The organism is Paenibacillus phytohabitans (genome assembly GCF_013141775.1).
Classification (GTDB): domain Bacteria; phylum Bacillota; class Bacilli; order Paenibacillales; family Paenibacillaceae; genus Paenibacillus_AQ; species Paenibacillus_AQ phytohabitans.
The window spans coordinates 1-25,549 of record NZ_WHOB01000061.1 but is presented as its reverse complement, the minus strand read 5'-3'; the positions used below and the strand labels follow the sequence as shown (position 1 = coordinate 25,549).

The window sequence follows — 25,549 nt, the reverse complement described above, 5'->3', positions numbered from 1 at the left end:
TGCCCTTCAAAGGGGGGCATTAACGTTTCTACTTCTATGCCTATATGTGAATAAATGCGCATGGACCTCAGGCCTGAGGGGATTATGCCGCATTGCACCACAGGGTTATCCTGCTCCCGGAAGCAGAAGCGAAGGTACAGCAACAAGATGAACCGAAAAGAGACGGAGGAATTAAGAATCATGGAGAGAAGAAACTGGAAGCACCTTATGAAAATAGCAATGTTGACCGCTGCGGTTGGCCTGGTAGCGGCTGGCTGCGGAAATTCCAATAATGCAGGCAATGCCGATAATGAAAGCTCCGGAAATGCTGCGGAAGCTCCAGCTGAGGCGGTTACCCTATCGCTGGGTCTGCTGCCTTCTATTGATGCGATTCCATTTATTATTGCGCATGAGCAAGGCTTTGATAAAGAGCATAATGTAAACCTCGATATCCAGACCTTCAAGAGCGCCAAGGACCGGGATGTAGCTTTTCAAGCCGGCAAAGTAGATGGTCTCAGCGCAGATCTTGTAGCGATTTCCATCTATAATGAAGCGGGACTGGATGTCAAAATCACCAGTACTACAACGGGTGAATTTGATCTGCTGACCGGAAATGATGAAGTCAAAGAGGTGAAGGATCTGAAGGGCAAAACTGTCATTCTGTCCAAAAATACCTCGACCCAATATACCGTGGCGATGATGCTGAAGCAGGCCGGTCTGACTGAAGACGATATTACAGTGACCGAAGTGCCGCAGATTCCAACCCGCCTGGAGCTGCTCAAGAATAATAAAGCCGATGCAGCCGTCCTACCGGAGCCGTTCGTGACGATGGGCAGAACTGCAGGCCTGCGTGTCCTCAGCTCGACCCATAGTGCGGGAATCAATCCGTTCGTGCTGGCTTTCCCGCAGAGTGCGATTGATGCCAAGGGACAAGGTATCCGTGATATGTACGCCGCTTATGATGAAGCTGTAGATTATATGAAAACGCATGACCAGTCGGAATATATCGATCTGATTATCAAGGAAGTGGGTTATCCGGACACGCTGAAGAATGAGATTAAGGTGCCGGAATACCTCCCTGCTTACCAGGTAGATGTGAAGGAAGTGGAAGCTGCCTTCGCCTGGGCCCGTGAAAAAGGACTGCTCACCAAAAATATATCGGCTGAAGATGTGATCTCCGATGTCCAGTTTAAAGAATAGCGGACTCCGCATTAACAACCTCCATGTAGCCTACGAAAAGGGTCAGCTGGCGCTCGGAGAGATGAATCTGACCCTGCCGGAGCATGGGATATATACAGTAATCGGTCCTTCCGGCAGCGGCAAATCCACACTGCTGCGGGCGATTGCCGGACTGCTGCCGGGGTATGAGGGGGAACTGCTCTTCAACGGCAGATCCGTCCATGACAAGGAGACGCTGATCGGCCTGGTGCCGCAGAATTATGGGCTGCTGCCCTGGAAGACGGTCCGTGACAACATTCGGATTGCCATGAAAATTGCCCGCCCCGGCAGCGGGAGCACAAACAGGCAGGAGCAGGACGTGCAAATCCTGCATTGGCTGGAGTCCATGGGTATAGCCGGGCTGGCCGGCCGGTTTCCGCTCTCCCTGAGCGGAGGACAGCAGCAAAGGGTAGCTATTGCCCGTGCATTCGCCATTCTGCCGACCATTCTGCTGCTGGACGAGCCGTTCTCAGCGCTGGATGCCATTACGCGGGAAGGGCTGCAGCAGATTTTTATCGACAACTGGCAGGCGCATCCGGCAACCACACTGTTCGTCACCCACGATATAGAAGAAGCGATTCTCCTGGGGCAGAAGATTATCGTGATGCTGCCCGGGCAACAGGAGCCGCCGGAGATTCTCGACAACTCCGCTGTGTTTGCCATGAAGCATGTGGACAAGCGGGAGAGCGATGAGTATTTCGAGCAGAGTAAGAGAATCAGAAAGGTTATGATGGAGAAATGGTGAAAAAACGGCATCTCCCTCACCTGCTGCGGCTGCTGTTCGTTTTTGCGGGCATGAATGTAATCTGGTATATAGCCTATCTGCTGATGAATCATTCCATTCTGCCAAGTCCGGGTGCGGTCTATGAAGCTATGTTTCAGTTAGGCGCGCGTGATGTGGCGCTGAATGTGGGCTACAGCCTGCTCCGGATCTTCGAGGGTGTGCTGCTGGCGCTGCTGCTCGGATTGATGGTAGGCCTGCTGATGGGCCGCTCTCCGCTCTGGAACAGGCTGCTGGATCCGGTGGTGTATCTGACCTATCCGATTCCCAAGATTGCGTTATTGCCTGTAGTGATGCTGTTCTTCGGCCTCGGAGAGACCTCCAAAGTGCTGATGATTATGCTGATCCTGCTGTTTCAGGTAATTATATCCGTACGTGATGGTGTGAAGGCGATCCCTGAGAGTACATATGATGTTCTGACGAGCATCGGCGCCAGCTCCATGCAGAAGTTCTGGAATGTGACGCTCCCCGGCGCATTGTCGGTTATTCTCAGCACCATACGTATCTCTCTTGGAACGGCAATATCGGTGCTGTTCTTCACCGAAATTTACGGTACGGAGCATGGCATGGGCTTCTTCATTATGGATGCCTGGCTGCGGCTGGATTATCCGGAGATGTATGCGGGAATTATGCTGTTCAGTCTGGTAGGATTTGTCCTTTTCCTGCTGGTGGATCTGCTGGATTACCGGTTTATGAAGTGGCGGCGTTAGTCTGTACACGGGTATTGTCCGCATAAGGACGGTGCCCGTTTCTACTTGTTTGAGAATGCTGTAATTTCCTGTCGCAAATATAACATGGTAAATATATCTAAATATAATTATAATTAGAATATCCATGTTACCTATTTGAGGAGGATGAAATGTTTTGAACAGTAAACGTAATCAATTTATTCAGCAAACCGCCCGGACAGCCCTGATTACTTCGGTAGCGCTTGCATTACTGCTGCCTGGCGGGCTGGCTGCTGCGGATTCCAGCTACACTTCGGTAATGGTGCCTCTCTCCACAGCAGCTGCCGGACAGGCCGCCAATTCCGCAGCCCCGGACCCGGCCAAGGCCAAAATCACACAGGAGCAGGCCATTGCCAAGCTAAGAGAGCTGTTTCCCGTTCTGAAGGAAGCGACGGTATCCAATGTACGGCTTGGCACGGATTCTTATCCTCCTTCCGGGAACCAGATGGTGTGGAATGTCCAGTGGCAGTACCAGCTGGGCAGCTCAGGTTACGGGTTCTCCAGTTTGGTCGATGCGATGACAGGTGATCTGGTTAATACGTATATTTCTTACCCTATGTTGAGGGAGAATGCTTTTTACCCTCCGGAATTCTCCCGGGAGGAGGCACTGGAGAAAGCCCGCAGCTTTATTGCCGCGGCCGCACCATCCCTGGCAGCCAAGGACCTTGTACTGGATGATAACGACCAGACTTATATGGGCAGGGACGCACTCTTTGGTATGTTTGAATATAGATTTCCGTTCAGAATCTTGAGAAACGGGCTTGCCTCGGCAGCGGATATGCTGAACATCTCCGTCGATGGAAACGGGAATATCGTTCAATTCAGCAAACCGGCTACAGACGGAGTGTATCCGTCAGCGAAGCCGGCGGTTTCCCCGGAATCAGCAAGCAAGCAATTTGCCGGGAACTTTAAGGTTGGGCTCTATTATATCCCTCTATATAAAGATGGCGCGGCAGTACGCTGGATTCTGGGCTGGCGCCCTGAGAGTGAATCCCTGTCCCTTTTAGATGCCCAGACTGGCAAAAGCATAGATAATGAAGGCAAGGCAATTACGGCAGCTGTCACTTATGAGGCGGTTCCAGAGCGGAAGAATGCTTTCCAGCCGGCAAGCGCCGCCGGGCTGACCGCAGCTGCAGCGGCGAAGCTGGTACAGCAGGTCGCCGCGATTCCTGCAGAACGCAAGCTTTCAGGTCAGAACTCTGGCATGAATTCCCAGAATGATAAGCAAAAGCTCTGGAGGTTATCCTGGGAAGCAAGCCGCACGGCTGCGAATATGGCAATGCCGGAGCGTACTTACGCTGAAGTAGACTCCAGCACCGGAGAAATCATTCAATTCCAGCTGGATCAGTATGGCGGCCAGGAATTGAAGGAACAGCCTGCACCTGCAGGCGGAACCAAACTGACGCAGGCACAATCCAAGGAGAGAGCGATAGAGCTTATCAACCGTCTGTATCCTAAGGCCAGCGGAAGTCTTAAGCTGGCTGAGCATGGAGGAAAGTGGAGTATTCTTGAGGACGGGAAGGGGTACCGTTACCAGTTCGTGCGCTATTATCAGGGTATTCCGGTTAGTGACAGTAATATAGTCATGACTATGGATGTTTACGGCAGACTGCTAAGCTACATGAATACAGGCAGCACCGGTTATGAAGCGCTCAAAGACAAGCCCGTTCCGGCAGTTTCCGGGGCGGAAGCACTTCAGAGCTATCTCGGCCGATATGATCTTAAGCTGCAGTACAGCAGTATAGGCGGATATAATATAGACAATAAGTATGTTGAACCGGCAGTTAAGCTGGTATATGCTCCGACTCCGGCAGATTCTCAGGATACCTATAAGGTACTGGATGCGCAAACTAAGGAATGGGTCACGACCTACGAGAGCCCGTTGCAGTCACGGAGTGGTGCGGAGGCAGTTGATCTTAAGGGGCATGCAGCAGAGCAGGCACTGACCGAGCTGCTGAACTACGGCGTGCTGAGCGTAGATGCGGATAAGAAGGTGAATCCGGACCAGGAGATAACGGCCGGAGACTGGTTCACCCTGATTGCCAGATCCTCAACACCGTATTATGCAGGATATTCGAATGGTTCCGAACCTAAAGCCGTGGCTGGAGTGAGTCCGGACAGTCCTTATTATGAAGCCGTCAGCTATGCGGCAGAGCGTGAATGGATCAGCAGAGAGGCTGCGCTGCAGCCTGAGAGTAAGTTAAGCCGCGAACAGCTTGCTGTTCTGCTGGCCTCCTTCCTGAAGTACGATAAGATTTCAGCTTTTCTGGGTAATGATTCTGTCATAACCGGCTTCAGTGACAATGCGGCAATTCAGGATAAAGGGGCAGTAGCACTGGCTGTGAAGCTGGGACTGCTGCAGGGAGAGAACGGGAAGTTCAATCCACAGCAGATTGTAACCAAAGCGCAGGCAGCTAATGTGATCATGAAGCTCGTAGAGCTGCAGGGCAGAACCGATCAGGTGATCGGCCAATAGAGAATGGAGCACAGCAAAGCCCGTTTCCGCCACTATGGCGGGAACGGGCTTTTTGACGTCGCATTATGAAGTGGAGAAGCTTATTTGCCGAGCTGTTTGTCGACTTCCTTGACGGGATTCTCGCCGACATTGTCTTCGGTCTTGATGCTGCTCATGAACCAGCCTGTAGCCGCAATAATAATCAGAACTACGTAGAAGGTCAGTTTCCACCAGGTGCTGTGCGCGAAGTCTTCAGACAATACACCCAGCGAAGGATGTGCAAGAGTGATGACGGCAAGCTTAATCCCTACCCAGCCGACAATGAAGAAGGCGGCAATTTCGAGACCTGGACGTGTGTGGAGCAATTTGACGAAGAAAGAAGCGGCAAACCGCATAATAACCAGGCCGATGAATCCGCCCGCAAAGATTACCAGGAACTGTCCGCCGTCAAGTCCGCCAATATGGCCAATTCCGCTTGGCGGAAGAGCAACGGCGAGGGCGACAGCTGCGAGGATGGAGTCTACTGCAAAGGCGATATCTGCAATCTCAACCTTAAGTACGGTGAACCAGAAGCTGGCTTTCTTCTTGTTGACAGCCCCGGAAGTGCCGCTTTCAGCTGCTTCATCCGTGACCGGTTTCTTGAACAGTAATTTTCGGAAGATGTGATTCCCCGCGATAAATAACAGATAAATTGCGCCGATAGCTTGTACCTGCCAGATATCGACCAGATAAGAGATGACGAAAAGTGATCCGAACCGGAACACAAACGCTCCTGCCAATCCGTAAAAGAGCGCCTTCTTACGTTCCTCATCAGGAAGATGTTTAACCATGATTGCCAATACAAGTGCGTTGTCTGCGGCAAGCAGCCCTTCCAGTGCGACCAGAACGAGCAATACCCATCCGTATTCTAATAATAATCCCCAATCCATTGCTGTTTCCTCCTCATGTGGCTCTGGATACTTTTCATAAAAAATACCCTTATTACCATTATTGTAACCAAAACTATATAAAAAAGACCTTTACCAAACAGATTAGCCTTTGGAATAAAGGTAACCTGATTGGTAAAGGTCTCGCTAACAAAATGAATTGCCGATAAAACCGGAGAATATCCTCATATTCTCGTATTGACGATTTTATCTAACAGCTACTCCCCTTTACGGGATATATGAAATTTTAGGATTTACGTATCTGACTAAAAGTATCATATATGAGTTGAGAGGCGTTGTCAATGTTTATGAGAATAAATATCATCAGGAAATGATTGTTTTGAAAACGGAAACATGGCACATACGAGTTATATAACTTGACATACCATATGTCGAAACTGCAAACATAAGGAAATTAAGGGCAAATCAAGCTTTATCCTAATTGACGATGCCCTGTTATGAAAATATGATGAGACTAATTAAAGCAGCGAAGCGACGTTGGTGTTATAAAACATAACACATGACTGAGCGGATATCCAATTGCCTGTCGCATATGAGAATGTCAGGGAAGCTTAGCTTACAAAACTTAAGTGAATGCTTCCGAAGCGAGTTTTACTGCGAAGTGGTTTCAAGGAGTAGATACTCCGTAAATCTAAGCTGATGCTTCCGAAGTGAGTTTTGTACGAAGATTGTACAGGGAAGCTTAGCTTACAAAACTTAAGCGAATGCTTCCGAAGCGAGTTTTACTGCGAAGTGGTTTCAATGGAGTAATACTCCGTAAAACTTTTAGGAGGTGGGAAATGATGCAGCCGTCATGTATATCAAGTGAAGCGGAGGAGGAGATTAGCCGCCACCCTTGCTACAGCGAGGAGGCCCACCGGTTTTATGCCCGGATGCACATCCCGGTTGCTCCCGCCTGTAACATCCAGTGCAATTACTGCAACCGCAAGTTCGACTGTGTAAATGAAAGCAGGCCGGGCGTGGTCAGTGAAGTGCTTACACCGGAGCAGGCGGAACGCAAGGTGAGAGGCGTTGCCGCTCAGCTGATGCAGCTCTCGGTTGTGGGTGTAGCCGGACCCGGAGATCCGCTGGCGAATCCGGAGCAGACATTTGATACCTTTGCCCGGGTCAAGAAGTATGTGCCAGACGTGTCCCTCTGCCTTAGTACCAACGGACTTACGCTGTACCGGCATGTGGATGAGATTATCGAGCTTGGCATCCGGCATGTCACCATCACCATTAATGCCATTGACCCTGATGTCGGCCAGGCGATTTATCCCTGGGTATTCGATGAAGGGGTCCGGTACGAAGGAAGGGAAGCAGCTGAGCTGCTGATCAGCCGCCAATTGCTGGGGCTTGAGATGCTGGCGAAGCTGGGGATTCTGGTCAAAGTGAATTCGATTATGATTCCGGGGGTCAACGATCATCATCTGCCCGCCGTGTCCCAAAGAGTAAAAGAACTCGGGGCCACGCTGCATAATGTAACACCGCTGATTATCGCGCCGGGCAGCCAATACGAAGCGGATGGACGCAAAGCGCCCCGTCCGAAGGAATTGCTTAACCTGCAGGAGCTGCTAGGCCGTGACGGTATGAAGGTCATGCGCCATTGCCGCCAATGCCGGGCGGATGCGATCGGGCTGCTGGGCCAGGACCGCAATCAGGATTTCCCGCTTGAAGCGATGGAAGCTGAACCGGTCATTAATGAAGAAGCCCGGGCAATGTTCCAGAGTGAGCTGGATACCAAAATCCGCGAGCGCGTCAAAGCCAAACAGGCCAGACGCATTCAGGCAGGCGGGCCGAAGACCAGAGTCGCAGTTGCCACTAGAGGCGGCGATAAGGTGAATCAGCATTTCGGTCATGCCACTGAGTTTCTGATTTACGACACTGACGGCGCAGATGTACAGCTCCTGGGTGTCCGCAAAATACAAGCATATTGTCATGGCAAAGCAGACTGTAACGGCGACAAAGCCGCCACGCTGCAAGAAATCATATCTATTCTAAGTGATTGCCGCATTCTTCTCTGCTCCGGTATCGGCGATGCTCCAAGAGCCAGCCTGAACAAAATCGGAGTCCTGCCCCTCGTCCGCAAAGGCGGAATTCAGGAAGCCATTCTCGAAAGCGTCAAGTACAGCTCTTATTTTGAAAATATAAACATTTCGAAGGGATGATGAACAATGAGACAAATAGCTTTCTACGGTAAAGGCGGTATTGGTAAATCGACAACTTCACAAAACACCCTGGCTCAGCTGGCTACAAAATTCGGACAAAGAATAATGATCGTAGGTTGTGACCCTAAGGCAGACTCTACCCGTCTGATCCTGAACACGAAAGCCCAGAACTCGGTGCTTGAACTGGCGGCTGAGCTTGGCTCGGTAGAGGATCTTGAGCTTGAAGATGTATTGCAGACAGGTTTCGGCGACATTATCAACGTAGAATGCGGCGGCCCTGAACCTGGAGTAGGCTGCGCAGGACGCGGGATCATCACCGCCATTAACTTCCTGGAACAGGAAGGTGCCTATCAGGATCTGGACTTCGTATCCTATGACGTACTTGGTGACGTTGTATGCGGCGGTTTCGCCATGCCAATCCGCGAAGGCAAGGCGCAAGAGATCTACATTGTCTGTTCCGGTGAGATGATGGCGATGTACGCGGCGAACAATATCGCCCGCGGTATCCTGAAATATGCTACCAGCGGCGGTGTAAGACTGGGTGGCCTGATCTGCAACAGCCGTAACACGGACCGTGAAGATGAGCTGATTATGGAATTGGCCCGCCGCCTGAACACACAGATGATTCACTTTGTGCCACGCGATAACATCGTTCAGCATGCCGAGCTGCGCAGAATGACTGTTGCCCAATATAATCCTACCCATCAGCAGGCGAAGGAATATGAAACGCTGGCTGAGAAAATCCTCAATAACAAAATGCTGACCATCCCTACTCCGATTTCCATGGAAGAGCTGGAAGAGCTGCTGATGGAATTCGGCATCATCGAAGATGAAGAAGCTGCAATCAAGAAGCTGCAGGCTTCCGGTCAATAAGACTCTAAGCCGTAATCTACAGAGTGATCCGGTGAACGGGAGTGGAGAGACGGCCTTCGCCGGATCATCTCAGGTGGTATTAGCCACGCAGGCGGCTTAGACGTCCTGCATCAAGAAAAGGAGGGTCAATACATGGGACTGAATATCGAAGATAATAAAAAACTGGTAGAAGAAGTTCTGGAAGCTTACCCGAAAAAAGCGAAGAAAGACCGCGAGAAGCATTTCCAGGTTGCTACAGATAATGCAATAGATTGCGGTACTTGCGCAGTCAAGTCCAACATTAAATCCCGGCCGGGTGTGATGACTCCGCGCGGTTGTGCCTATGCAGGCTCCAAAGGTGTAGTCTGGGGCCCGATCAAGGATATGGTTCACATCAGTCACGGACCGGTTGGCTGCGGCCAATACAGCTGGGGCTCACGCCGTAACTTTGCGAACGGGACGCTGGGTATTGACAACTTTACGGCTATGCAGATCACCAGTGATTTTCAGGAGACGGATATTGTCTTCGGCGGAGATAAGAAGCTGGCCGTAATCATGCGTGAAATCACCGAAATGTTCCCGCTGGCCAAGGGGATCTCAGTTCAATCCGAATGCCCGGTCGGTCTGATCGGTGATGATATTGAAGCGGTATCCAAAAAGATGTCCAAAGAGCTGGATATGCCTATTGTTCCGGTACGCTGTGAAGGGTTCCGGGGGGTCAGCCAATCGCTGGGCCACCATATTGCAAACGATGCAATCCGCGATTTCGTCATGGGACGTGCGGAGCTGGCGGAGACCGGCCCGTATGATGTCAACATTATCGGCGACTATAATATCGGCGGTGATGCCTGGGCATCCCGTATCCTGCTGGAGGAGATGGGCCTGCGCGTGATTGCCCAGTGGTCCGGTGACGGCTCCCTCAATGAGCTGGAAGTAGCCCACAAGGCGAAGCTGAACCTGATTCACTGCCACCGTTCGATGAACTACATGGTGGATCATATGGAGAAGGCCTACGGTATTCCTTGGCTGGAATACAACTTCTTCGGACCGACCAAGACCTATGAGAGTCTGCGGGCGATCGCCGCCCTGTTCGATGCTACGATTCAGGAAAACTGCGAGAGAATGATTGCTAAATATAAGCCGGTGATGGATGCCATTATCCATAAATTCAGACCCCGGCTGGAGAACAAAACGGTCATGCTGATGATCGGCGGATTACGTTCCCGCCATACCATCGGAGCGTATGAGGATCTGGGGATGGATATTGTAGCTTCCGGTTACGAATTCGCCCATAAGGATGACTATGAGAAGATGCTTCCGATGCTGCAGGAAGGAACCATCATTATGGATGACCCTACAGCCTATGAGCTGGAAGAGCTCACCCAGAGAATGAACATAGATCTGGTAGGTTCAGGTGTGAAAGAGAAGTATGTGTATCACAAAATGGGTGTTCCATTCCGCCAGATGCACTCCTGGGATTACAGCGGTCCTTATCATGGCTTCGATGGCTTTAAGGTTTTTGCCAAGGATATGGATATGACTGTGAACAGCCCGGTATGGGATCTGGTAACCCGGAAATCCAAAATCCAGCCAGAGGAGGCGAGCATATGAGCAAGGATGATCTGAACATTAAAGATAATACCAGCTTGTTTAAGGAAGAGCGTTATGTTCAGCAGCGGGAGAACAAGAAACAGTTCGAAGCGCCTTGCAGCGAGCAGGAAACTGCTGAAGCACTCGCTTACTCCAAATCCGCTGAATATATGGAAAAGAACTTCAGCCGCCAGAATGTGGTCATCAATCCGCATAAAGCCTGCCAGCCGCTGGGTTCCGTAATGGCCGCGCTCGGATTCGAGAAAACACTGCCGTTTGTACACGGCTCGCAGGGCTGCAACGCCTACTTCCGCAGCCATCTCAGCCGTCACTTTAAAGAACCCACGCCATCCGTTTCCACTTCAATGACCGAGGATGCGGCCGTATTCGGCGGAATGAATAACCTGATCGACGGTCTGGAGAACAGTGTCGCGCTGTACAAACCGGAGATGGTTGCCATCTGTACCACCTGTATGGCTGAGGTTATCGGGGATGACCTCAACTCTTTTATCGGCAATGCCCGGATCAAAGGGGTGATCAGTGAAGAATACCCGGTAGCTTTCTGCAACACCCCAAGCTTCGTAGGTTCGCATATCACAGGCTATGACGCCATGATCAAAGGCATTCTGAGCTACCTCTATACCCGTTCGGGAATCGAGAGTAAGCCGGGAAGCGGTGCGGAAAGCGGAGAGAAGCTGAATGTTCTGCTGGGGTTCGAGCCGTACACCGGCAACTTTGCTGAACTGCGCAAGATTCTGGCGGCTTTTGATACCAAGTACACGATCCTGGGAGACCACAGCGGAAACTATGACTCCCCGGCCACAGGAGAATACGAATACTATTATGGCGGCACGAAGCTTGAGGATGTTCCGCAGGCAGCGAATGCACTGGGAACCTTGTCTCTGCAAAAATATACGCTGAAAAAGACGCAGGAATATATCAGCGGAACCTGGAAGCAGCAAATCTCCGCATTATCGACACCGCTTGGGATTAAAGGTACCGATAAATTGCTGGAAACGATCAGTGAACTGACGGGACTGCCGGTTCCTGCTTCACTTACTGAAGAACGCGGCCGCGTAGTAGATGCGCTCATGGACAGTCATCCTTACCTGCACGGCAAGCGGGTTGCGCTTGTAGGTGATCCGGATCTGCTGATCGGTCTGATCGGGTTCTGTCTGGAAACCGGGATGGAGCCAGTGCATATCGTCTGCTCGAACGGTGATGTTGATTACAATGAAGTGAAGTTCAAGGATGAAGCAGTGGCGCTGCTGGCGGCAAGTCCTTACGGTTCAGAAGCAACTGTGCATGTGGGTAAAGACCTGTGGCATATGCGCTCGCTGCTGCTGAATGATACGGTTGATCTGGCAATCGGCAGCTCCCATCTGAAATTCGCCGCCAAGGATGCCGATGTTCCGCTGATCCGGGTCGGATTCCCGGTCTTTGACCGTCATCATATGCACCGTTATCCCATTATCGGGTATCAGGGGACGTTAAATCTGCTTAGCTTGATTGTGAATACCATCCTTCAACAGCTCGATGATAATAATTCCGGATTTAACTTTGAGCTGGTGCGCTAAACATAGATTTATCAGCTATCTAAGTTAAAGTGATCACTAAGAGTGAGAGGGATTACTGAAACTTTCTGAAATGAAATGTATATTATTAATGTAATTATTTGAATAAATGTAAAAATACTAAGCCTGGCATCCTTCGTCCCCCGGTACGTTCGGCAGCGGTTATTATGACCGGAATCCGCGGGGGCAGCGGAGGGCCGGGATTCTTGCCATCATGTGCAAATGCCGCCTCAGGAACAGCGCAAGATTTGCGTGAAACACAGCATCTTATGCGAAGGAGATGAAGAGCCGATGGACCCTGTTCGAAAAGACGAATTTGATTCCGAGGCTTGCGGGAGCATAGCCCCAAAAGCAAAGCCCTGTCCGCGGCCCAAACCGGGTGAAGCAGCTGGAGGCTGCTCCTTCGATGGAGCCCAAATTACGCTGCTGCCGATTATGGACGCTGCACATCTTGTCCATGGACCGATTGCCTGTGCCGGTAATAGCTGGGAGAGCAGAGGAACGTTATCAAGCGGCCCCTCCCTGTCCCAATATGGCTTCGCTACGGATCTTACGGATTCCGATATTATTTTTGGCGGCGAGAAGAAACTGAAGGAAAGTATCGACTATATTGCCGAGCGCTTTGCGCCTCCGGCAATATTTGTATATTCAACCTGTGTGACAGCGCTGATTGGCGAAGATATGGATGCGGTCTGCAAGACGGCGGCTGAGCGGATCGGGATTCCTGTGATCCCCGTGAACAGTCCCGGCTTCGTCGGCAGCAAGAATCTCGGCAACCGCCTGGCCGGTGATGCCCTGCTGCAGTACGTCATTGGTACGGGAGAGCCGGAGCCGCTGACGCCGCTGGGCGTGAATCTGATCGGAGAGTATAATATCGCCGGTGAGATGTGGGATATCGAGAAGCTGATGAACAGCGCAGGGATAGCGGTAACCTCACGGATAACGGGAGATGCCCGTTACAAGGAGATTACCTGGGCGCACCGGGCGAAGGTGAATATGGTGGTCTGCAGCCGGGCGCTGCTGGGCCTTGCCAAGGAGATGGAATCCAGATACGGCATTCCATATTTCGAAGGTTCGTTCTATGGTGCCAAGGAAACGACCTATTCGCTGCGGCAGATGGCGTTTCTAATGAATGACCGTGAGATGGAGCGGCGGGTGGACCGGCTCACCGAACGGGAAGAGGCCCGGTTAAGCCAGGATCTGCGGCCTTACCGCAAGCTGCTGAAGGGGAAACGGGCGGTGCTCTATACCGGCGGTGTCAAAAGCTGGTCGGTGATCTCGGCGCTGAAGGAGCTGGGTGTCCAGGTAGTCGGGGTAGGCACGAACAAAAGTACTGAGGATGATGTGCGGCGGATTGCCGACCGGGTGGGCGACGATACGGAATACATTCCCGAAGGCGGAGCAAGCCGGATTATTAAGACGGTCAGGGAACGCAAGGCTGATATTATGATTGCCGGCGGACGCAATATGTACGTGGCGATGAAAGAGCAGATCCCGTTCATCGATATTAATCAGGAGCGGCACAAGGCGTATGCCGGATATGAGGGACTGCTGAGGCTGGCCAAAGAGCTGACCTATTCGCTGGCGAATCCAATCTGGAAGCTGGCGGCGAGCCCGGCCCCATGGGATAAGGAGGCTCCTCCTTATGACCGTTAACCGGAGAAAGAAGCCGGCATCGGTCAACCCGCTGAAGATCGGGCAGTCGCTGGGTGCCGTGCTGGCACTGCAGGGCTGTTACCGGGCCATGCCGCTGATTCACGGCTCCCAGGGCTGCTCCGCTTTTCCGAAGGCGCTGCTGACCCGGCATTTCCGGGAACCAATTGCCGTGCAGACCTCGGCGCTGCAGGAGATGGATGTCATCTTCGACGCCAACCGCAATCTGGAAGAGGCGCTGAATCTGGTGCTGAGCAAGCACCGTCCCGATATCATCGGCATTATTGGAACAGAGCTGACCGATGTGGCGGGTGTAGATTATCAGAACATGCTTAAGACGTATAAAAGAGAGCGGAATATGCGCGGCGGTCTCGCCTTCTCCGTCGTGCTCCCTGATTTTCGCGGATCACTGGAATCGGGCTTCAGCTCTACGGTAGAAGCCATGATTGACGAGATGATCCAGCAGGTCGGGCACCGGGGGTCCAGGAGTGTAAACACCCGGCAGATCACCTTGCTGCCGGGATCATTCTTAACCCCGGCCGATGTAATGGAACTGAAGGAGATCATCTCCTCCTTCGGGTTCGAGGTGATTGCGCTGCCGGATATCTCGACGTCCCTTTCCGGCCATCTGCTGACAGGCTTCTCGCCGCTGACCCGGGGCGGGGTTCCCCTGGATTCCATGCTGCAGAGCCTGCAGTCCGGGCTGACGATTGCCATCGGCGGGAGCATGGAGCGTCCGGCCCGGCGGCTGCACAATGCGCTGGGCACGCCTTATAAAGTATTCGAAGGCGCAATGGGACTCAAAGCCACCGATGAACTGCTGCATTTCCTGCATCAGATCAGCGGGGAGCCAGTGCCGCTGCGCTATTGCTGGCAGAGGGAGAATCTGCTCGACAGCATGCTGGATGCCCATTTTCAGTTTGCCGGAATGTCGGCTCTGACGGCGCTGGAACCGGATCATTTGTATTCGGTCTCGGGATGGCTGGAGGAGCTGGGGGTAGAGCAGAAGGCGCTGATTACCTCATACGAAACTCCGCTCGTTGCCGGAATGGAACGCGAGGTATGGGTGGGGGATCTGGATGATGCCGAGGTACTCGGCAAGGGAGCGGATTTGTGGATCAGCAATTCCCACGGGCTCGCAGGTGCGCAGCGGATCGAAGCAGCGTTTATGCCGGCCGGATTCCCGGTCTGGAATGAGCTGGGTGCTTATATGTCTGTCTCGGTCGGGTACCGAGGCGCTATGGAATGGAGTAATAAAGCAGGGAATTTGTTAATGCAAAGGGAGGCAGGACACCGTGAAAGTAGCGTTCGCCACAGATGATGGAAACCGTGTAAATGCCCATTTCGGACAAAGTCCGATGTTTGCTGTATATAATGTAACGAAATCAGGCGCCTCACTGGTTGAGCTGCGCAAGCTGCCAGCGGTGCTGAACCAGGATGAAGCAGGCAAAATCGACAGCCGGCTGGATGCGGTAAGCGACTGTACCCTGATCTTCATCATGCAGATCGGTGCGTCAGCGGCCGCACGGGTGACGCGCCGCAAGATCATGCCGGTGAAGGTGCCTTTCGGCAGTCCTATAGAGGAACAGCTGAAACGGCTGGTGGAGATGCTTCAGGGTAAGCCGCCTATGTGGCTGGCCAAGGTTCTGCGGGCGGAGGAGAATAGCGGGAGCGAAGGGGGAGAAGCGAATGGAACCCATGGCTAATGAGCATGCGGCACTGCAGGATAAGGGGAACACGGAAGCCCCGGCAATGAGGCTGCGCAGCCGGAAAGTGCGCAAGGAACTGAATCAGGAGACAGCGGATGCTCTGGTCCGGCGGCTGTGCCATCTGCTGGATGCCGGAGATTTCTTCGGGCGTAATGCCATGCTTCCGCCGCTGGAGAAGATCGGGAAGCTGTTCCTGGCTACTGCAGAGGATCAGAATCAATCCGAATTCAATTGTGCCGTGTCTCCGAAGGTGCGCCAGCAGGTACCGCTGCTGTTCCAGGCGATGGCCGGAGTGATGGAAGAAAGAACGGGCCTTATGATCCAGAGTACCGCTGAGATTAACGGCGAGGGCTTTGGACGGGGGCTGCTGTACAGCGGCAGAGTTATCCTGGTACTCAAAAGCTTACGCGCCGGCGCCCCCTTCCCGTTCACTTCTGCAGAGAAGACGATCCGGTACGGGGTGGAGTGTATAGAAGAAGGGCAGGCTTTTCTGGATAAATACAAGGTGATGACTTCAGAGCACGGGCTGCTCAGCCTGGAGGGCTAGAGCAATGGGGCAGGAATCAATATCTATATCTGTAGTTACGACTATCCCAGAATAGAAAAATTACTAATATAATTTATCTATATAAGAATCACTAAAGAAATAAACAAAAAGCGAAAGAAGCGGAGGGGAAATTTGGAACTGTAGGAGCGGTAGCGACCGCCTTTGTCACCGGATTTCTACCGCGGAGAGCGGATTAGATCAAGAAATCTGGTGACAACAGCGGCCGGAAGTCCAAATGTTCACCGCAGCGACGACTAAGCTTCAAGTTCAATCTTAAGTGCGCCTTATATAGTTACAGGGGGATTCAGGGATGGAGCAGCTTGCCGGAGGTTTGGAGCTGGAACGGTATGCCCGGCAGCTGAAGCTGCTCGGGGAAGACGGGCAGAAGGCACTGAAGGAAGCGACGGTCATGGTGGCCGGCATCGGCGGACTTGGCGGAACAGCGGCACTCTATTTGGCGGCGGCGGGTGTCGGCAGGCTTATTTTGGCCCATGAGGGAAACATTCTCGCGCCGGATCTTAACCGGCAGATTCTGATGGATAGTGATCATTTGGGGCAGGAGCGGATGAGTACGGCTATTGCCCGGCTGCAGCGGCTGAATCCGCACGTGGCAATTGAAGGCTATAATTCTAAAATTGAATATAACGCGGCCAGACCCTGGGTAAGGGATGCCGATATTGTGATTGATGCCCGGTACGATTTCCCTGAGCGGTACGCGCTGAACCGTCTGTGTGTCGATACGAACACGCCTATGGTGGAAGCGGCAATGTATGGCTTTGAAATATCGCTGACTACTGTGATTCCAGGACTGACGCCTTGCCTCGAATGCCTGTATCCGGATGTGCAGCCGCAGTGGGAGCCGTTTGGGTTCCCTGTTCTGGGTGCAACCTCCGGGATTGCAGGTTGTCTGGCAGCGCTGGAAGCCGTAAAATGGATTACAGGGGTAGGGACAACTTATGCGGGCGTAATGCATCGCTTCAGCTCACTCGACTTCGCCTGTTATAGCGTCCATATTACCCGTAATCCGAATTGCGCTTGCTGCGGAGAAGGAGGTAAACCGTGAAAAGTCTCAAGCTATGTGACACGACACTGAGGGATGGTGAACAGGCGGCTGGAGTTTCATTCACGAGGGCGGAAAAGCTGGAAATCGCAAAGTTGCTGTCGGAGTGCGGAGTAGAGCAAGCAGAGGTAGGGATTCCTGCCATGGGCAAACGGGAGCAGGAGGATATCGCGGCCATCGCTGAACTGGGACTCCCCATGAAGCTGATGACGTGGAACCGTTCGGTTCCCGGAGATATTGACAAGGCAAAGGCTACCGGAGTGAACTGGAGTCATGTCTCCATTCCGGTGTCGGAGATTCAGCTGCAGGGCAAGCTGGGATTGTCGCAGCATGAAGGTCTGAACAAGCTGCTTCGTGCAGTGGAATACGGGCTGCGGCAGGACATGACGGTGTCGGTAGGCATGGAGGATTCCTCCAGGGCAGATCTGAATTTCCTCATTGAAGTGGTGAATACATTATATAAGGAAGGCATCCGCAGGTTCCGTTATGCGGATACCGTCTCGGCGCATCATCCGGGGCAGATGGCAGAACGTGTGAGCCGGCTGCTTGGTGCAGTGCCTGGGGATGTGGAGCTGGAGGTGCACTGCCACAATGATTTCGGTCTGGCCTGCGCGAATACGCTTAGCGGCATCGCGGCAGGTGCGGTATGGGCCAGCACAACGGTGGCCGGAATCGGTGAACGGACCGGCAATGCGGCCATGGAGGAAGTAGCCATGGCCTGGCGCTATTTGTACGGCGGGGAATGTGCGGTCCGGCTGGAGCTGCTCAAGGGCTTGGCTGACAAGGTGATTGCCGCCTCCGGCCGCAGTGTCGGCGACGCGAAGCCGATTGTGGGGCAGCTTGCCTTCACCCATGAATCGGGGATTCATGTGGACGGGCTGATGAAGGAGCAATCGACGTATCAGTCCTTCGATCCTGCGGAGGTAGGCCGGGCTCACCGTTTCGTGCTCGGCAAGCATTCCGGCAGCGGCGGTGTCACGCATGTGCTGGAGCAGCGGGGCCTTGAGGTCAGCGCTGACACGGCCGGCCGGCTGCTGGAGAAGGTGCGTGAATATGCGGAAGCCCGCAAAGGCACCGTGCCGGAGTATATGCTGGTGCAGTGGCTGATGGAAGAGCAGCAGCGGGCTCAGAATGCGGTATAGAACAGCATTGAAGTGTTGATCATATTAAGCAGCGCAGGTTTTCCTTAGGGAGAACAGTGCTGCTTTTTTGCTGTGAATCCGTCATTTTCTGAAAAGATAACTTGCATCGTTTGCAGGAAGCATCTACACTTTGAGCAGGATATTACTTCGGAAGAAAGCAAGGAGAGTGGGCAGCTATGACATTGAGGAAAACGATCTTTTTTGATATTGACGGCACAATTTATGATGAAGAAAAGCAGATTCCCCCGTCCGCCAAAGAAGCAATAGCCGAACTGAAAAGACGCGGCCACCATGTGGCGATTGCTACCGGAAGAGCGGACTATATGTTCGAGGAGCTGCGCGCGGAGCTGGGGATCGATTCCTATGTTTCGCTTAACGGACAATATGTAGTATATGAAGGAAAGCCGGTGTACAGCAACCCGATTGAGAAGTCTACACTGGAGGAACTTACCTTGTTCGCTGAGAAGCTGGATCATCCGGTGGCATACACAGATACGGCGGGTATGAAAGTAAACGTGGCCGATCATGAGTATATCAAGACGAGCATCGGTTCGCTGAAGCTGGTGTTTCCGACGCATGATGCAGAATATTTTCTGAAGAATGACACGCATCAGGCGATGATATTCTGCCCGCAGGAGAGTCAGGCTATATACACTGAGCGGTATCCGCAGCTGAACTTCATCCGCTGGCACCCGCTGTGTATGGATGTGCTGCCGGGCAATGGCTCCAAGGCTAACGGAATTGCGGAAATGCTGAAGGTTATCGGCGTCCGGAAGGAAGATGTATATGCTTTTGGCGATGGTCTGAATGATGTAGAGATGCTGGGGTTCGTCGGCTACGGTATTGCTATGGGCAACGGGGAAGCTGAAGCGAAGGCTGCCGCCGCTTACGTAACGAAGCATGTCAGCGAGGACGGGATTTACGAAGGCTTGAAGATGGTCGGACTGCTGTAAGGCAGGGGTGGATGGTGTAAGCGGAAGCCGGGCGTTTCCTGGCCTGAGAGATGCCGAAAGAGTATTCTATTGCAGATTGTGCAGTAGGATGCTCTTTTTTGTGTATGCCCGGCTTCTAAAGGGCGGGTTGTCCGGCAATAGTATATGTTTTAGCTGGACGGGGTGTGATAAGGCGGGTGAACAATTATTGGCTTGCCCGGATGAATTCAGCTTGTCCAACCGGTATAAATGCCCAGTTTTCGCTAAAATAAATATTTGCCTACGGGATGAATGTCCATGCCCTGCCCTGGGTAAACGGAGTAGGATACATAAAGTCTATTGGAGGTGCTAATTATGGGTCGTCCGGAACTTAAGAGAAAAAAACGTATTTGCAAAGACGATGTATTGGAGTGTCCGCTGCCAAAAATTAAACGTCCGAAAAGAAAAGTGCATGATAACAAATGCAACTGCAAGAAGATTATCGTCAAAAAGCAGATCGTACGCGTTAATATTCCATTAGGGGCATTGGGAGCAGCCGGGGCAGCAGGGGCCCTGGGTGCTGCCGGAGCTGTAGAGGCGCTGGGAGCGGCTGGCGCTGCAGGTGCGGCAGGTGCGCTTGGCGCAGCAGGAGCAGGCGGAGCGCTCGGTGCACCGGGCGCCGCCGGAACACTCGGCGCAGTCGGTGCGGCCGGAGCGCTGGGCGCTGTAGGCGCAGCGGGTGCCTTGGGTGCCCGTGGAGCAACCGGCACATTGGGCGCGGTAGGTGCCGCCGGGCTGCTGGGAGCGGCTGGAGCCGCTGGAGCGCTAGGCGCAGTTGGAGCCACAGGCGCACTCGGCGCAGCGGGAGTCGCCGGCGCCTTAGGTGCCGCCGGAGCTGCCGGTGCAGCGGGAGCGCTGGGAGGGATCGGTCCGGCGGGAATTGCCGGACTGGTTGGCCCCGCAGGGCCGGCGGGCGCAGCAGGACCTGCGGGACCTGTAGGACCGGCAGGAGCAGTGGGGCCTGTAGGGCCAGCCGGAGCAGCCGGAGCAGTGGGGCCAGCAGGACCGGCCGGAGCAGCCGGGGCAGTGGGGCCTGCAGGACCGGCCGGAGCAGCCGGAGCAGCGGGGGCAGCCGGGGCCACTGGTGCCACAGGTGCGGCCGGCCCGGCTGGAGCTACGGGAGCCGCAGGAGCGGCAGGTCCGGCGGGGGCTACCGGAGCAACCGGAGCCGCTGGCGGGATTGCCCAGTTCGGTTATGTATACAATCTCGGCGCACAGGTGGTGCCGATTGAGGCGGATGTATCTTTTGATACGAATGGCTTCCTTACGCCCGGGATTACGCATGCTCCGGGTACAACCACCATTTCGGTTACCAATGCGGGTGTCTACGAGGTTAATTTCTCGGTATCCGGTGTAGAGCCGAGCCAGTTTGCCCTATTCGTGAATGGCGCACAGGTTCCGGGGACGGTATATGGTTCGGGTGCAGGAACACAGCAGAATACCGGGCAGGCCATTTTCTCCCTGTCATCCGGAGATGTGCTGACGCTGAGAAATCACAGCTCGTCGGCAGCAGTCACACTACAGACACTGGCTGGCGGAACACAGGCGAATGTCAATGCGTCGATTGTCATTAAGCAGCTGGCCTAGCAGTAGCAGAAAGCAGAGTGAATTGAAGGTTACAGAACAGGCTTGGAGGGAGGCGGGGTACCGGGTAGAGGGTATCCTGTCTTTTTGTTGTGCAGGCTGCAGGCGGGTGAAGAGGTACCTGGCGCTATTTTCAGCTGGAATTGAACGGGCTTAAGCCGCAGGTCTATTCCATGGACGGAGTGGAGCTGTCGCTATATCTCTTCGCTTCCGCAGAGGAGCGGGCTGCAGGCTGGGAAGATTTCGGGGAGCAGACGGCTGCTGCGGATTTGATTCCTTTTAAAGCCTATCAGGAAGGGGCCTTGCTTATGTTCTACATCCACGGTGAATCTGCGGCAGAGGGGCAGAAGTGGAATGAGCAGCTTGATAAGCGGCTGAAGGCAGCCATACGGGGATTGATTGCGGCGGAGTAGGCGCATGCTTTTCGAATAAATTGTTATCCTCTTCCTTCGGTCTGGTTAAGATATATTAATATGTCTTACAGAGGCAGGAACCAATAGAAGCGGAGGGAATCTAAATTGAACCCCAAATGGTGGAAAGAAAGTGTTGCCTACCAGATTTATCCGATCAGCTTCATGGACAGCAATGGTGACGGGAAGGGCGATCTGCGCGGAGTGTTATCGAAGCTCGATTATTTGCAGGACCTCGGCGTAGATGTGATCTGGATCTGCCCGATTTATAAATCACCGAACCATGACAACGGCTATGATATCAGCGACTATTGCGGCATTATGAAGGAATTCGGCACGATGGATGATTTTGACCTGCTGCTGCGCGAGATGCATACCCGCGGGATGAAGCTGATGATGGACCTGGTGCTGAATCATACCTCGCATGAGCATCCGTGGTTCGTTGAATCCAGAAGCTCGAAGGATAATCCCAAAAGGGACTATTATATATGGAGAAAAGGGAAAAACGGCGGTCCGCCGAACAACTGGGAATCCTATTTCAGCGGTTCGGTCTGGGAGCTCGATCCCCGTACGGATGAATATTATCTGCATTTGTATTCCCGTTTTCAGCCCGATCTCAACTGGGAGAATCCCGCGGTGATCGACAAGCTGCATGAGATGGTGGAGTGGTGGCTGAAGAAGGGGGTTGACGGCTTCAGGTTTGATGCGATTGCCCATATTGTGAAGGCCGAGGGTTATCCGGATGCCCTGAATCCCGGCGGCACGCCGACCGTACGCGCTTATGATATGTTCTCGAACCTGGAGCATGTGCATACGCTGCTGCAGAATCTGCATGATCAGGTGCTCTATTACTACGATATTATGACGGTAGGGGAAACCTCGGGTCTTGGGCCGGAGCAGGCGCTGGATTATGTCGGTGACGGACGCCGCGAGTTGAACATGACCTTCCAGTTCGAGCATATGAATCTGGATGCCGCCTCACCGGGCAGCGGGAAATGGGATGTCGTGCCCTGGAAGCTGGGTGACCTGAAGAAGATTATCAGCAACTGGCAGACCGTTCTGCATAACCGGGGCTGGAACGCCAACTATCTGTGCAACCATGATCAGCCGCGCTCGGTGTCGCGGTTCGGCAATGATCTGTTCTACCGTATCCCGTCAGCCAAAATGCTGGCGACCTTCATCCACATGCTGGAAGGCACCCCCTACATTTATCAGGGTGAAGAAATTGGGATGACCAATGTCGCCTTCGAGTCGATTGATGATTACCGGGATGTAGAGACGCTGAACTTCTACGAGGAAAAGCGGACCGCCGGCGTTCCCGAAGCCGATATTATGGCCGCTATTCATACCAAAAGCCGCGATAATGCCCGCACGCCGATGCAGTGGGACGATGGTGAGGATGGCGGATTTACGACGGGGGTTCCCTGGATTAGGGTGAACTCGAACTCCCGGGAGATTAATGTGGCTAATGCAGTCAAGGACCCGGACTCCATTTACAATTACTATAAAAAGCTGATTCAGCTTAGAAAACAACATCAGGTGATCGTCTACGGTAAATATGGTCTGCTGCTGGAAGAGCATCCCGAGATCTATGCCTACACCCGGACGCTGGAGGACCAGCGGCTGCTGGTCATTCTGAATTTCTATGAACGTGAGCCGGTATTTGAGCTTCCGGAGGAATTTCAGGCGGCGGAGAAGCTGGAGCTGCTGATCTCTAATTATCCTGCAGCCAAAGAGGATGATCTGCGCAGTCTGAAGCTGCGTCCATATGAGGCGCGTGTATATCTGCAGCGCTTAAGCAGCAAAACGTAAGGCCGGACCCGGGTTCCCGGACCGCCGACTGAAGAACCCAAAACAGCAGTCCGGGAGTGGTCTCCGGGGATTGCTGTTTTTTTTCACGAAAATAAATAATTATTCAATCTATGTTCCGGCTGAATTGTGATCCTGATGCTTTGTTTCCACAGTAAAAGACGGTACAATAAGCGTTATTAAAGAGAGGCATAAGACCGTACTGGGAAAAAGGCTGTGGAGGGAGTAATAGAGAGATGAGTGAGTGGTACGAAACAAGCTTTGGCGAGGACTATTTAATCGTATATAGACACAGGGACTTCGGCGGTGCACGCCATGAGGTGGAGACGATGATCGGCTGGCTGGACTTGCACAAGGGTGCCAGGGTGCTTGATCTCTGCTGCGGTATGGGCCGCCATTCGCTGGCTTTGTCGGAGGCCGGTTATGAGGTGACCGGGGTTGATCTATCCGAGGCGCTGCTGCGTGAAGCGCGTTCGCAGGCGGGGGCGGAAGCCGTAACCTGGCTGCGGTCTGATATGCGTGAGCTTCCCTTGGAGGGCGGATTCGATGCAGTGGTCAATTTGTTTACTTCGTTCGGATATTTCGAAGAAGACGAGGAGCAGATCAAGGTGCTGAAGGAAATCTGCCGGATGCTGAAGCCGGAGGGCAAATTTATTATTGATTTTCTGAATCCGGCTTATGTCATCCGCCATCTGGTGCCCCACTCTGTCCGTGAGGACGGGGATACTCTGATCGATGAATCACGCCGGATTGAGGAGGGTTATGTGAAGAAGGATATCCTTCTGATCTCGAAGGCTGGAGGGGCGCCCCGGAAATATCATGAACGGGTGAAGCTCTATTCCGTGGACAATTTCCGCGAGATGATTGCTGCTGCCGGGCTGCGGCTTGAAGCTGTGCATGGCAGCTACGATGAAGAGGAATATGATGCTGAGTCCTCAACCCGGATGATCTTCACAGGAGCTAGACCATAGATGGCGGCGGGAAGAAGAGCCGGAGGAGGAGAGAGGATTTTGCACAAGGCGGATATTCAATCTTGGGATGGCGGAGTTCTGCAGGTCTCTGTGCCGATGGGGCTGCCGCTCCGTCAGGTGAACAGCTATATTCTGCCTGACCGGGACGGCAGGATTACGGTGATTGACCCGGGTCCGCACACCCCGGATGCAGAGCTTGCCTGGCAGGGTGCTCTGGAGGAATTGGATCTGTCCTGGTCCAAGGTGCGGGATATCGTCGTTACCCATCATCATCCCGACCATTATGGTCTTGCCGGCTGGATGCAGTCGCGCAGCGGTGCTCGGGTCTGGATGTCGGAGCGGGCTCATGCTGAAGCCGGCCTGGCCTGGGGCAGCGGGGCGATTCTGGATGAGGCTTTGCCGCTGTTTTTCCTGCGGCACGGCATGCCGGAGGTCTGGATTCAGGGCATCCGGGAGCATCTGGAGAGCTTCCGGCCGGAGGTGACCCCGCAGCCGGAGGTCACCTATATCAATGAGGCGGAGCCGTTTGTGATGGGCAGCCGCAAATGGCAGGTTCTGATGACCGGCGGGCATGCGCCGGGTCATGTGTCGCTCTACCACGGCGGCAGCGGGCAAATCTTCTGCGGCGATGCTGTGCTGCCGCAGATTTCGCCCAATGTCGGCCTGCAGCCGGGCAGCGATCCGCAGCCGCTGCGGACGTATCTGCAGGGGCTGCGGGAGCTGCGCAGCCTTGAGGTGGAGCTGGCGTTCCCGGGCCACCGGGAACCGTTCAGCGGGTTCACGGCGCGGGCGGACAGCCTGCTCCGGCATCATGAGGAGCGGCTGGATACTACAGCCGCATTGCTTGCCGGCGGACCGCAGAGCGGGTTCGCCGTCTGTGAGGGGCTGTTCCGCAGCCGGATCGCGACTGCGCATCAGATGCGGTTCGCGATGAGCGAGGCGCTGGCCCATCTGGCCGAGCTGGTGCGCCGGGAGCGGGCGGCCGAGACGGAGGACGGCCCCGGCGGGAGCATATTGTTCACGGCGGCGGTGTCCGGATAAGCTGCAATAGATTGCTTGTTGCAGACCTAAGTCCATCTGTGTCCGTCGCCGTCTCTCCTTGAGGCTGTTCTTACAACCGTTGCGGGAACCGTACCCTTTGCTGTTACCACTACTATTACTACCACTACCACCACTATTACTATTACTTTTACTATTACGAATACTTCCAATACCAAACAACAACCAGAATACAGCATACTTAAGAGAAACGGGCACTATCCGCCAAGGAGGGTACCCGTTTTTTGTGTTAGTTTAGAAAAGTACCAAGTTACTCCGAGTGGCGGGAACAAGAAGTATCTTTAAATTCGCCGGAAGTGGGCATATGGGCCAAATGTATGCGAAAAATCGAATACAATGTGCTAGCGCGAAGGTAATCGGACC

21 protein-coding genes are annotated in these 25,549 nt (G+C 53.5%); 20 read left to right on the top strand and 1 reads right to left on the bottom strand.

Annotation, left to right across the window (positions count from 1 at the left end; genetic code table 11):
- Window positions 1–207: 207 nt before the first annotated feature.
- The 4 genes from GC101_RS20265 (at window position 208) to GC101_RS20250 (ending at window position 5,182) form a co-directional block, all read left to right on the top strand.
- Window positions 208–1,179, top strand: coding sequence for an ABC transporter substrate-binding protein (locus tag GC101_RS20265; protein WP_246354427.1), 972 nt, complete (start codon window positions 208–210; stop codon window positions 1,177–1,179).
- On the top strand, window positions 1,160–1,942 hold the full coding sequence (locus GC101_RS20260; RefSeq protein WP_171718722.1) for an ABC transporter ATP-binding protein: 783 nt from the start codon (window positions 1,160–1,162) through the stop codon (window positions 1,940–1,942). The genes GC101_RS20265 and GC101_RS20260 overlap by 20 nt, the downstream gene beginning before the upstream one ends.
- A complete protein-coding gene (locus GC101_RS20255; RefSeq protein WP_171718721.1) occupies window positions 1,936–2,688 on the top strand; it encodes an ABC transporter permease in 753 nt (250 codons plus the stop codon). Before GC101_RS20260 ends, GC101_RS20255 begins: the two co-directional genes overlap by 7 nt.
- A gap of 154 nt (window positions 2,689–2,842) precedes the next feature.
- The gene (locus GC101_RS20250) at window positions 2,843–5,182 is read left to right on the top strand and encodes an S-layer homology domain-containing protein (protein ID WP_171718720.1); all 2,340 of its coding nucleotides are present in this window, start codon (window positions 2,843–2,845) and stop codon (window positions 5,180–5,182) included.
- An 80-nt stretch (window positions 5,183–5,262) separates the two neighbouring features.
- On the opposite strand, the gene GC101_RS20245 is transcribed toward GC101_RS20250, so the two are convergent.
- The gene (locus GC101_RS20245) at window positions 5,263–6,090 is read right to left on the bottom strand and encodes a TerC family protein (RefSeq protein WP_171718719.1); all 828 of its coding nucleotides are present in this window, start codon (window positions 6,088–6,090) and stop codon (window positions 5,263–5,265) included.
- Between the two features lie 797 nt (window positions 6,091–6,887).
- Between GC101_RS20245 and nifB the strand changes: the two genes are divergently transcribed.
- The 16 genes from nifB (at window position 6,888) to GC101_RS20165 (ending at window position 25,168) form a co-directional block, all read left to right on the top strand.
- The gene (nifB, locus tag GC101_RS20240; RefSeq protein ID WP_042139712.1) at window positions 6,888–8,255 is read left to right on the top strand and encodes a nitrogenase cofactor biosynthesis protein NifB; all 1,368 of its coding nucleotides are present in this window, start codon (window positions 6,888–6,890) and stop codon (window positions 8,253–8,255) included.
- Between the two features lie 6 nt (window positions 8,256–8,261).
- A complete protein-coding gene (nifH, locus tag GC101_RS20235; RefSeq protein ID WP_039297719.1) occupies window positions 8,262–9,128 on the top strand; it encodes a nitrogenase iron protein in 867 nt (288 codons plus the stop codon).
- 132 nt (window positions 9,129–9,260) lie between these two features.
- The gene (nifD, locus tag GC101_RS20230; RefSeq protein ID WP_171718718.1) at window positions 9,261–10,718 is read left to right on the top strand and encodes a nitrogenase molybdenum-iron protein alpha chain; all 1,458 of its coding nucleotides are present in this window, start codon (window positions 9,261–9,263) and stop codon (window positions 10,716–10,718) included.
- Window positions 10,715–12,274 (top strand): nitrogenase molybdenum-iron protein subunit beta, encoded by a 1,560-nt coding sequence (gene nifK / locus GC101_RS20225; RefSeq protein ID WP_171718717.1) that lies wholly within the window; start codon window positions 10,715–10,717, stop codon window positions 12,272–12,274. Before nifD ends, nifK begins: the two co-directional genes overlap by 4 nt.
- A gap of 288 nt (window positions 12,275–12,562) precedes the next feature.
- Complete coding sequence (nifE, locus tag GC101_RS20220; RefSeq protein ID WP_076248462.1) at window positions 12,563–13,927, top strand: nitrogenase iron-molybdenum cofactor biosynthesis protein NifE; 1,365 nt, start codon at window positions 12,563–12,565, stop codon at window positions 13,925–13,927.
- A complete protein-coding gene (nifN, locus tag GC101_RS20215) occupies window positions 13,917–15,245 on the top strand; it encodes a nitrogenase iron-molybdenum cofactor biosynthesis protein NifN (protein ID WP_171718716.1) in 1,329 nt (442 codons plus the stop codon). Before nifE ends, nifN begins: the two co-directional genes overlap by 11 nt.
- On the top strand, window positions 15,220–15,630 hold the full coding sequence (nifX, locus tag GC101_RS20210) for a nitrogen fixation protein NifX (RefSeq protein ID WP_039297710.1): 411 nt from the start codon (window positions 15,220–15,222) through the stop codon (window positions 15,628–15,630). The genes nifN and nifX overlap by 26 nt, the downstream gene beginning before the upstream one ends.
- Window positions 15,614–16,180, top strand: a complete 567-nt coding sequence (locus GC101_RS20205; protein WP_171718715.1) for a DUF269 domain-containing protein — start codon at window positions 15,614–15,616, stop codon at window positions 16,178–16,180. Before nifX ends, GC101_RS20205 begins: the two co-directional genes overlap by 17 nt.
- Window positions 16,181–16,490: 310 nt before the next feature.
- Window positions 16,491–17,243 (top strand): HesA/MoeB/ThiF family protein, encoded by a 753-nt coding sequence (locus tag GC101_RS20200; protein ID WP_171718714.1) that lies wholly within the window; start codon window positions 16,491–16,493, stop codon window positions 17,241–17,243.
- The gene (locus GC101_RS20195) at window positions 17,240–18,382 is read left to right on the top strand and encodes a homocitrate synthase/isopropylmalate synthase family protein (RefSeq protein WP_171718713.1); all 1,143 of its coding nucleotides are present in this window, start codon (window positions 17,240–17,242) and stop codon (window positions 18,380–18,382) included. Before GC101_RS20200 ends, GC101_RS20195 begins: the two co-directional genes overlap by 4 nt.
- 176 nt (window positions 18,383–18,558) lie before the next feature.
- Window positions 18,559–19,335 (top strand): Cof-type HAD-IIB family hydrolase, encoded by a 777-nt coding sequence (locus GC101_RS20190; RefSeq protein ID WP_171718712.1) that lies wholly within the window; start codon window positions 18,559–18,561, stop codon window positions 19,333–19,335.
- Window positions 19,336–19,668: 333 nt separating this feature from the next.
- Window positions 19,669–20,940 (top strand): BclA C-terminal domain-containing protein, encoded by a 1,272-nt coding sequence (locus GC101_RS20185; RefSeq protein WP_171718711.1) that lies wholly within the window; start codon window positions 19,669–19,671, stop codon window positions 20,938–20,940.
- 170 nt (window positions 20,941–21,110) lie between these two features.
- Window positions 21,111–21,350, top strand: coding sequence for a hypothetical protein (locus GC101_RS20180; RefSeq protein ID WP_171718710.1), 240 nt, complete (start codon window positions 21,111–21,113; stop codon window positions 21,348–21,350).
- Between the two features lie 105 nt (window positions 21,351–21,455).
- On the top strand, window positions 21,456–23,159 hold the full coding sequence (locus tag GC101_RS20175) for a glycoside hydrolase family 13 protein (protein ID WP_171718709.1): 1,704 nt from the start codon (window positions 21,456–21,458) through the stop codon (window positions 23,157–23,159).
- Window positions 23,160–23,392: 233 nt separating this feature from the next.
- Entirely contained in the window at window positions 23,393–24,127 is a 735-nt protein-coding gene (locus GC101_RS20170) for a class I SAM-dependent methyltransferase (protein WP_171718708.1), read from the top strand.
- Between the two features lie 39 nt (window positions 24,128–24,166).
- Window positions 24,167–25,168 (top strand): MBL fold metallo-hydrolase, encoded by a 1,002-nt coding sequence (locus GC101_RS20165; protein WP_246354426.1) that lies wholly within the window; start codon window positions 24,167–24,169, stop codon window positions 25,166–25,168.
- Window positions 25,169–25,549 lie beyond the last annotated feature (381 nt).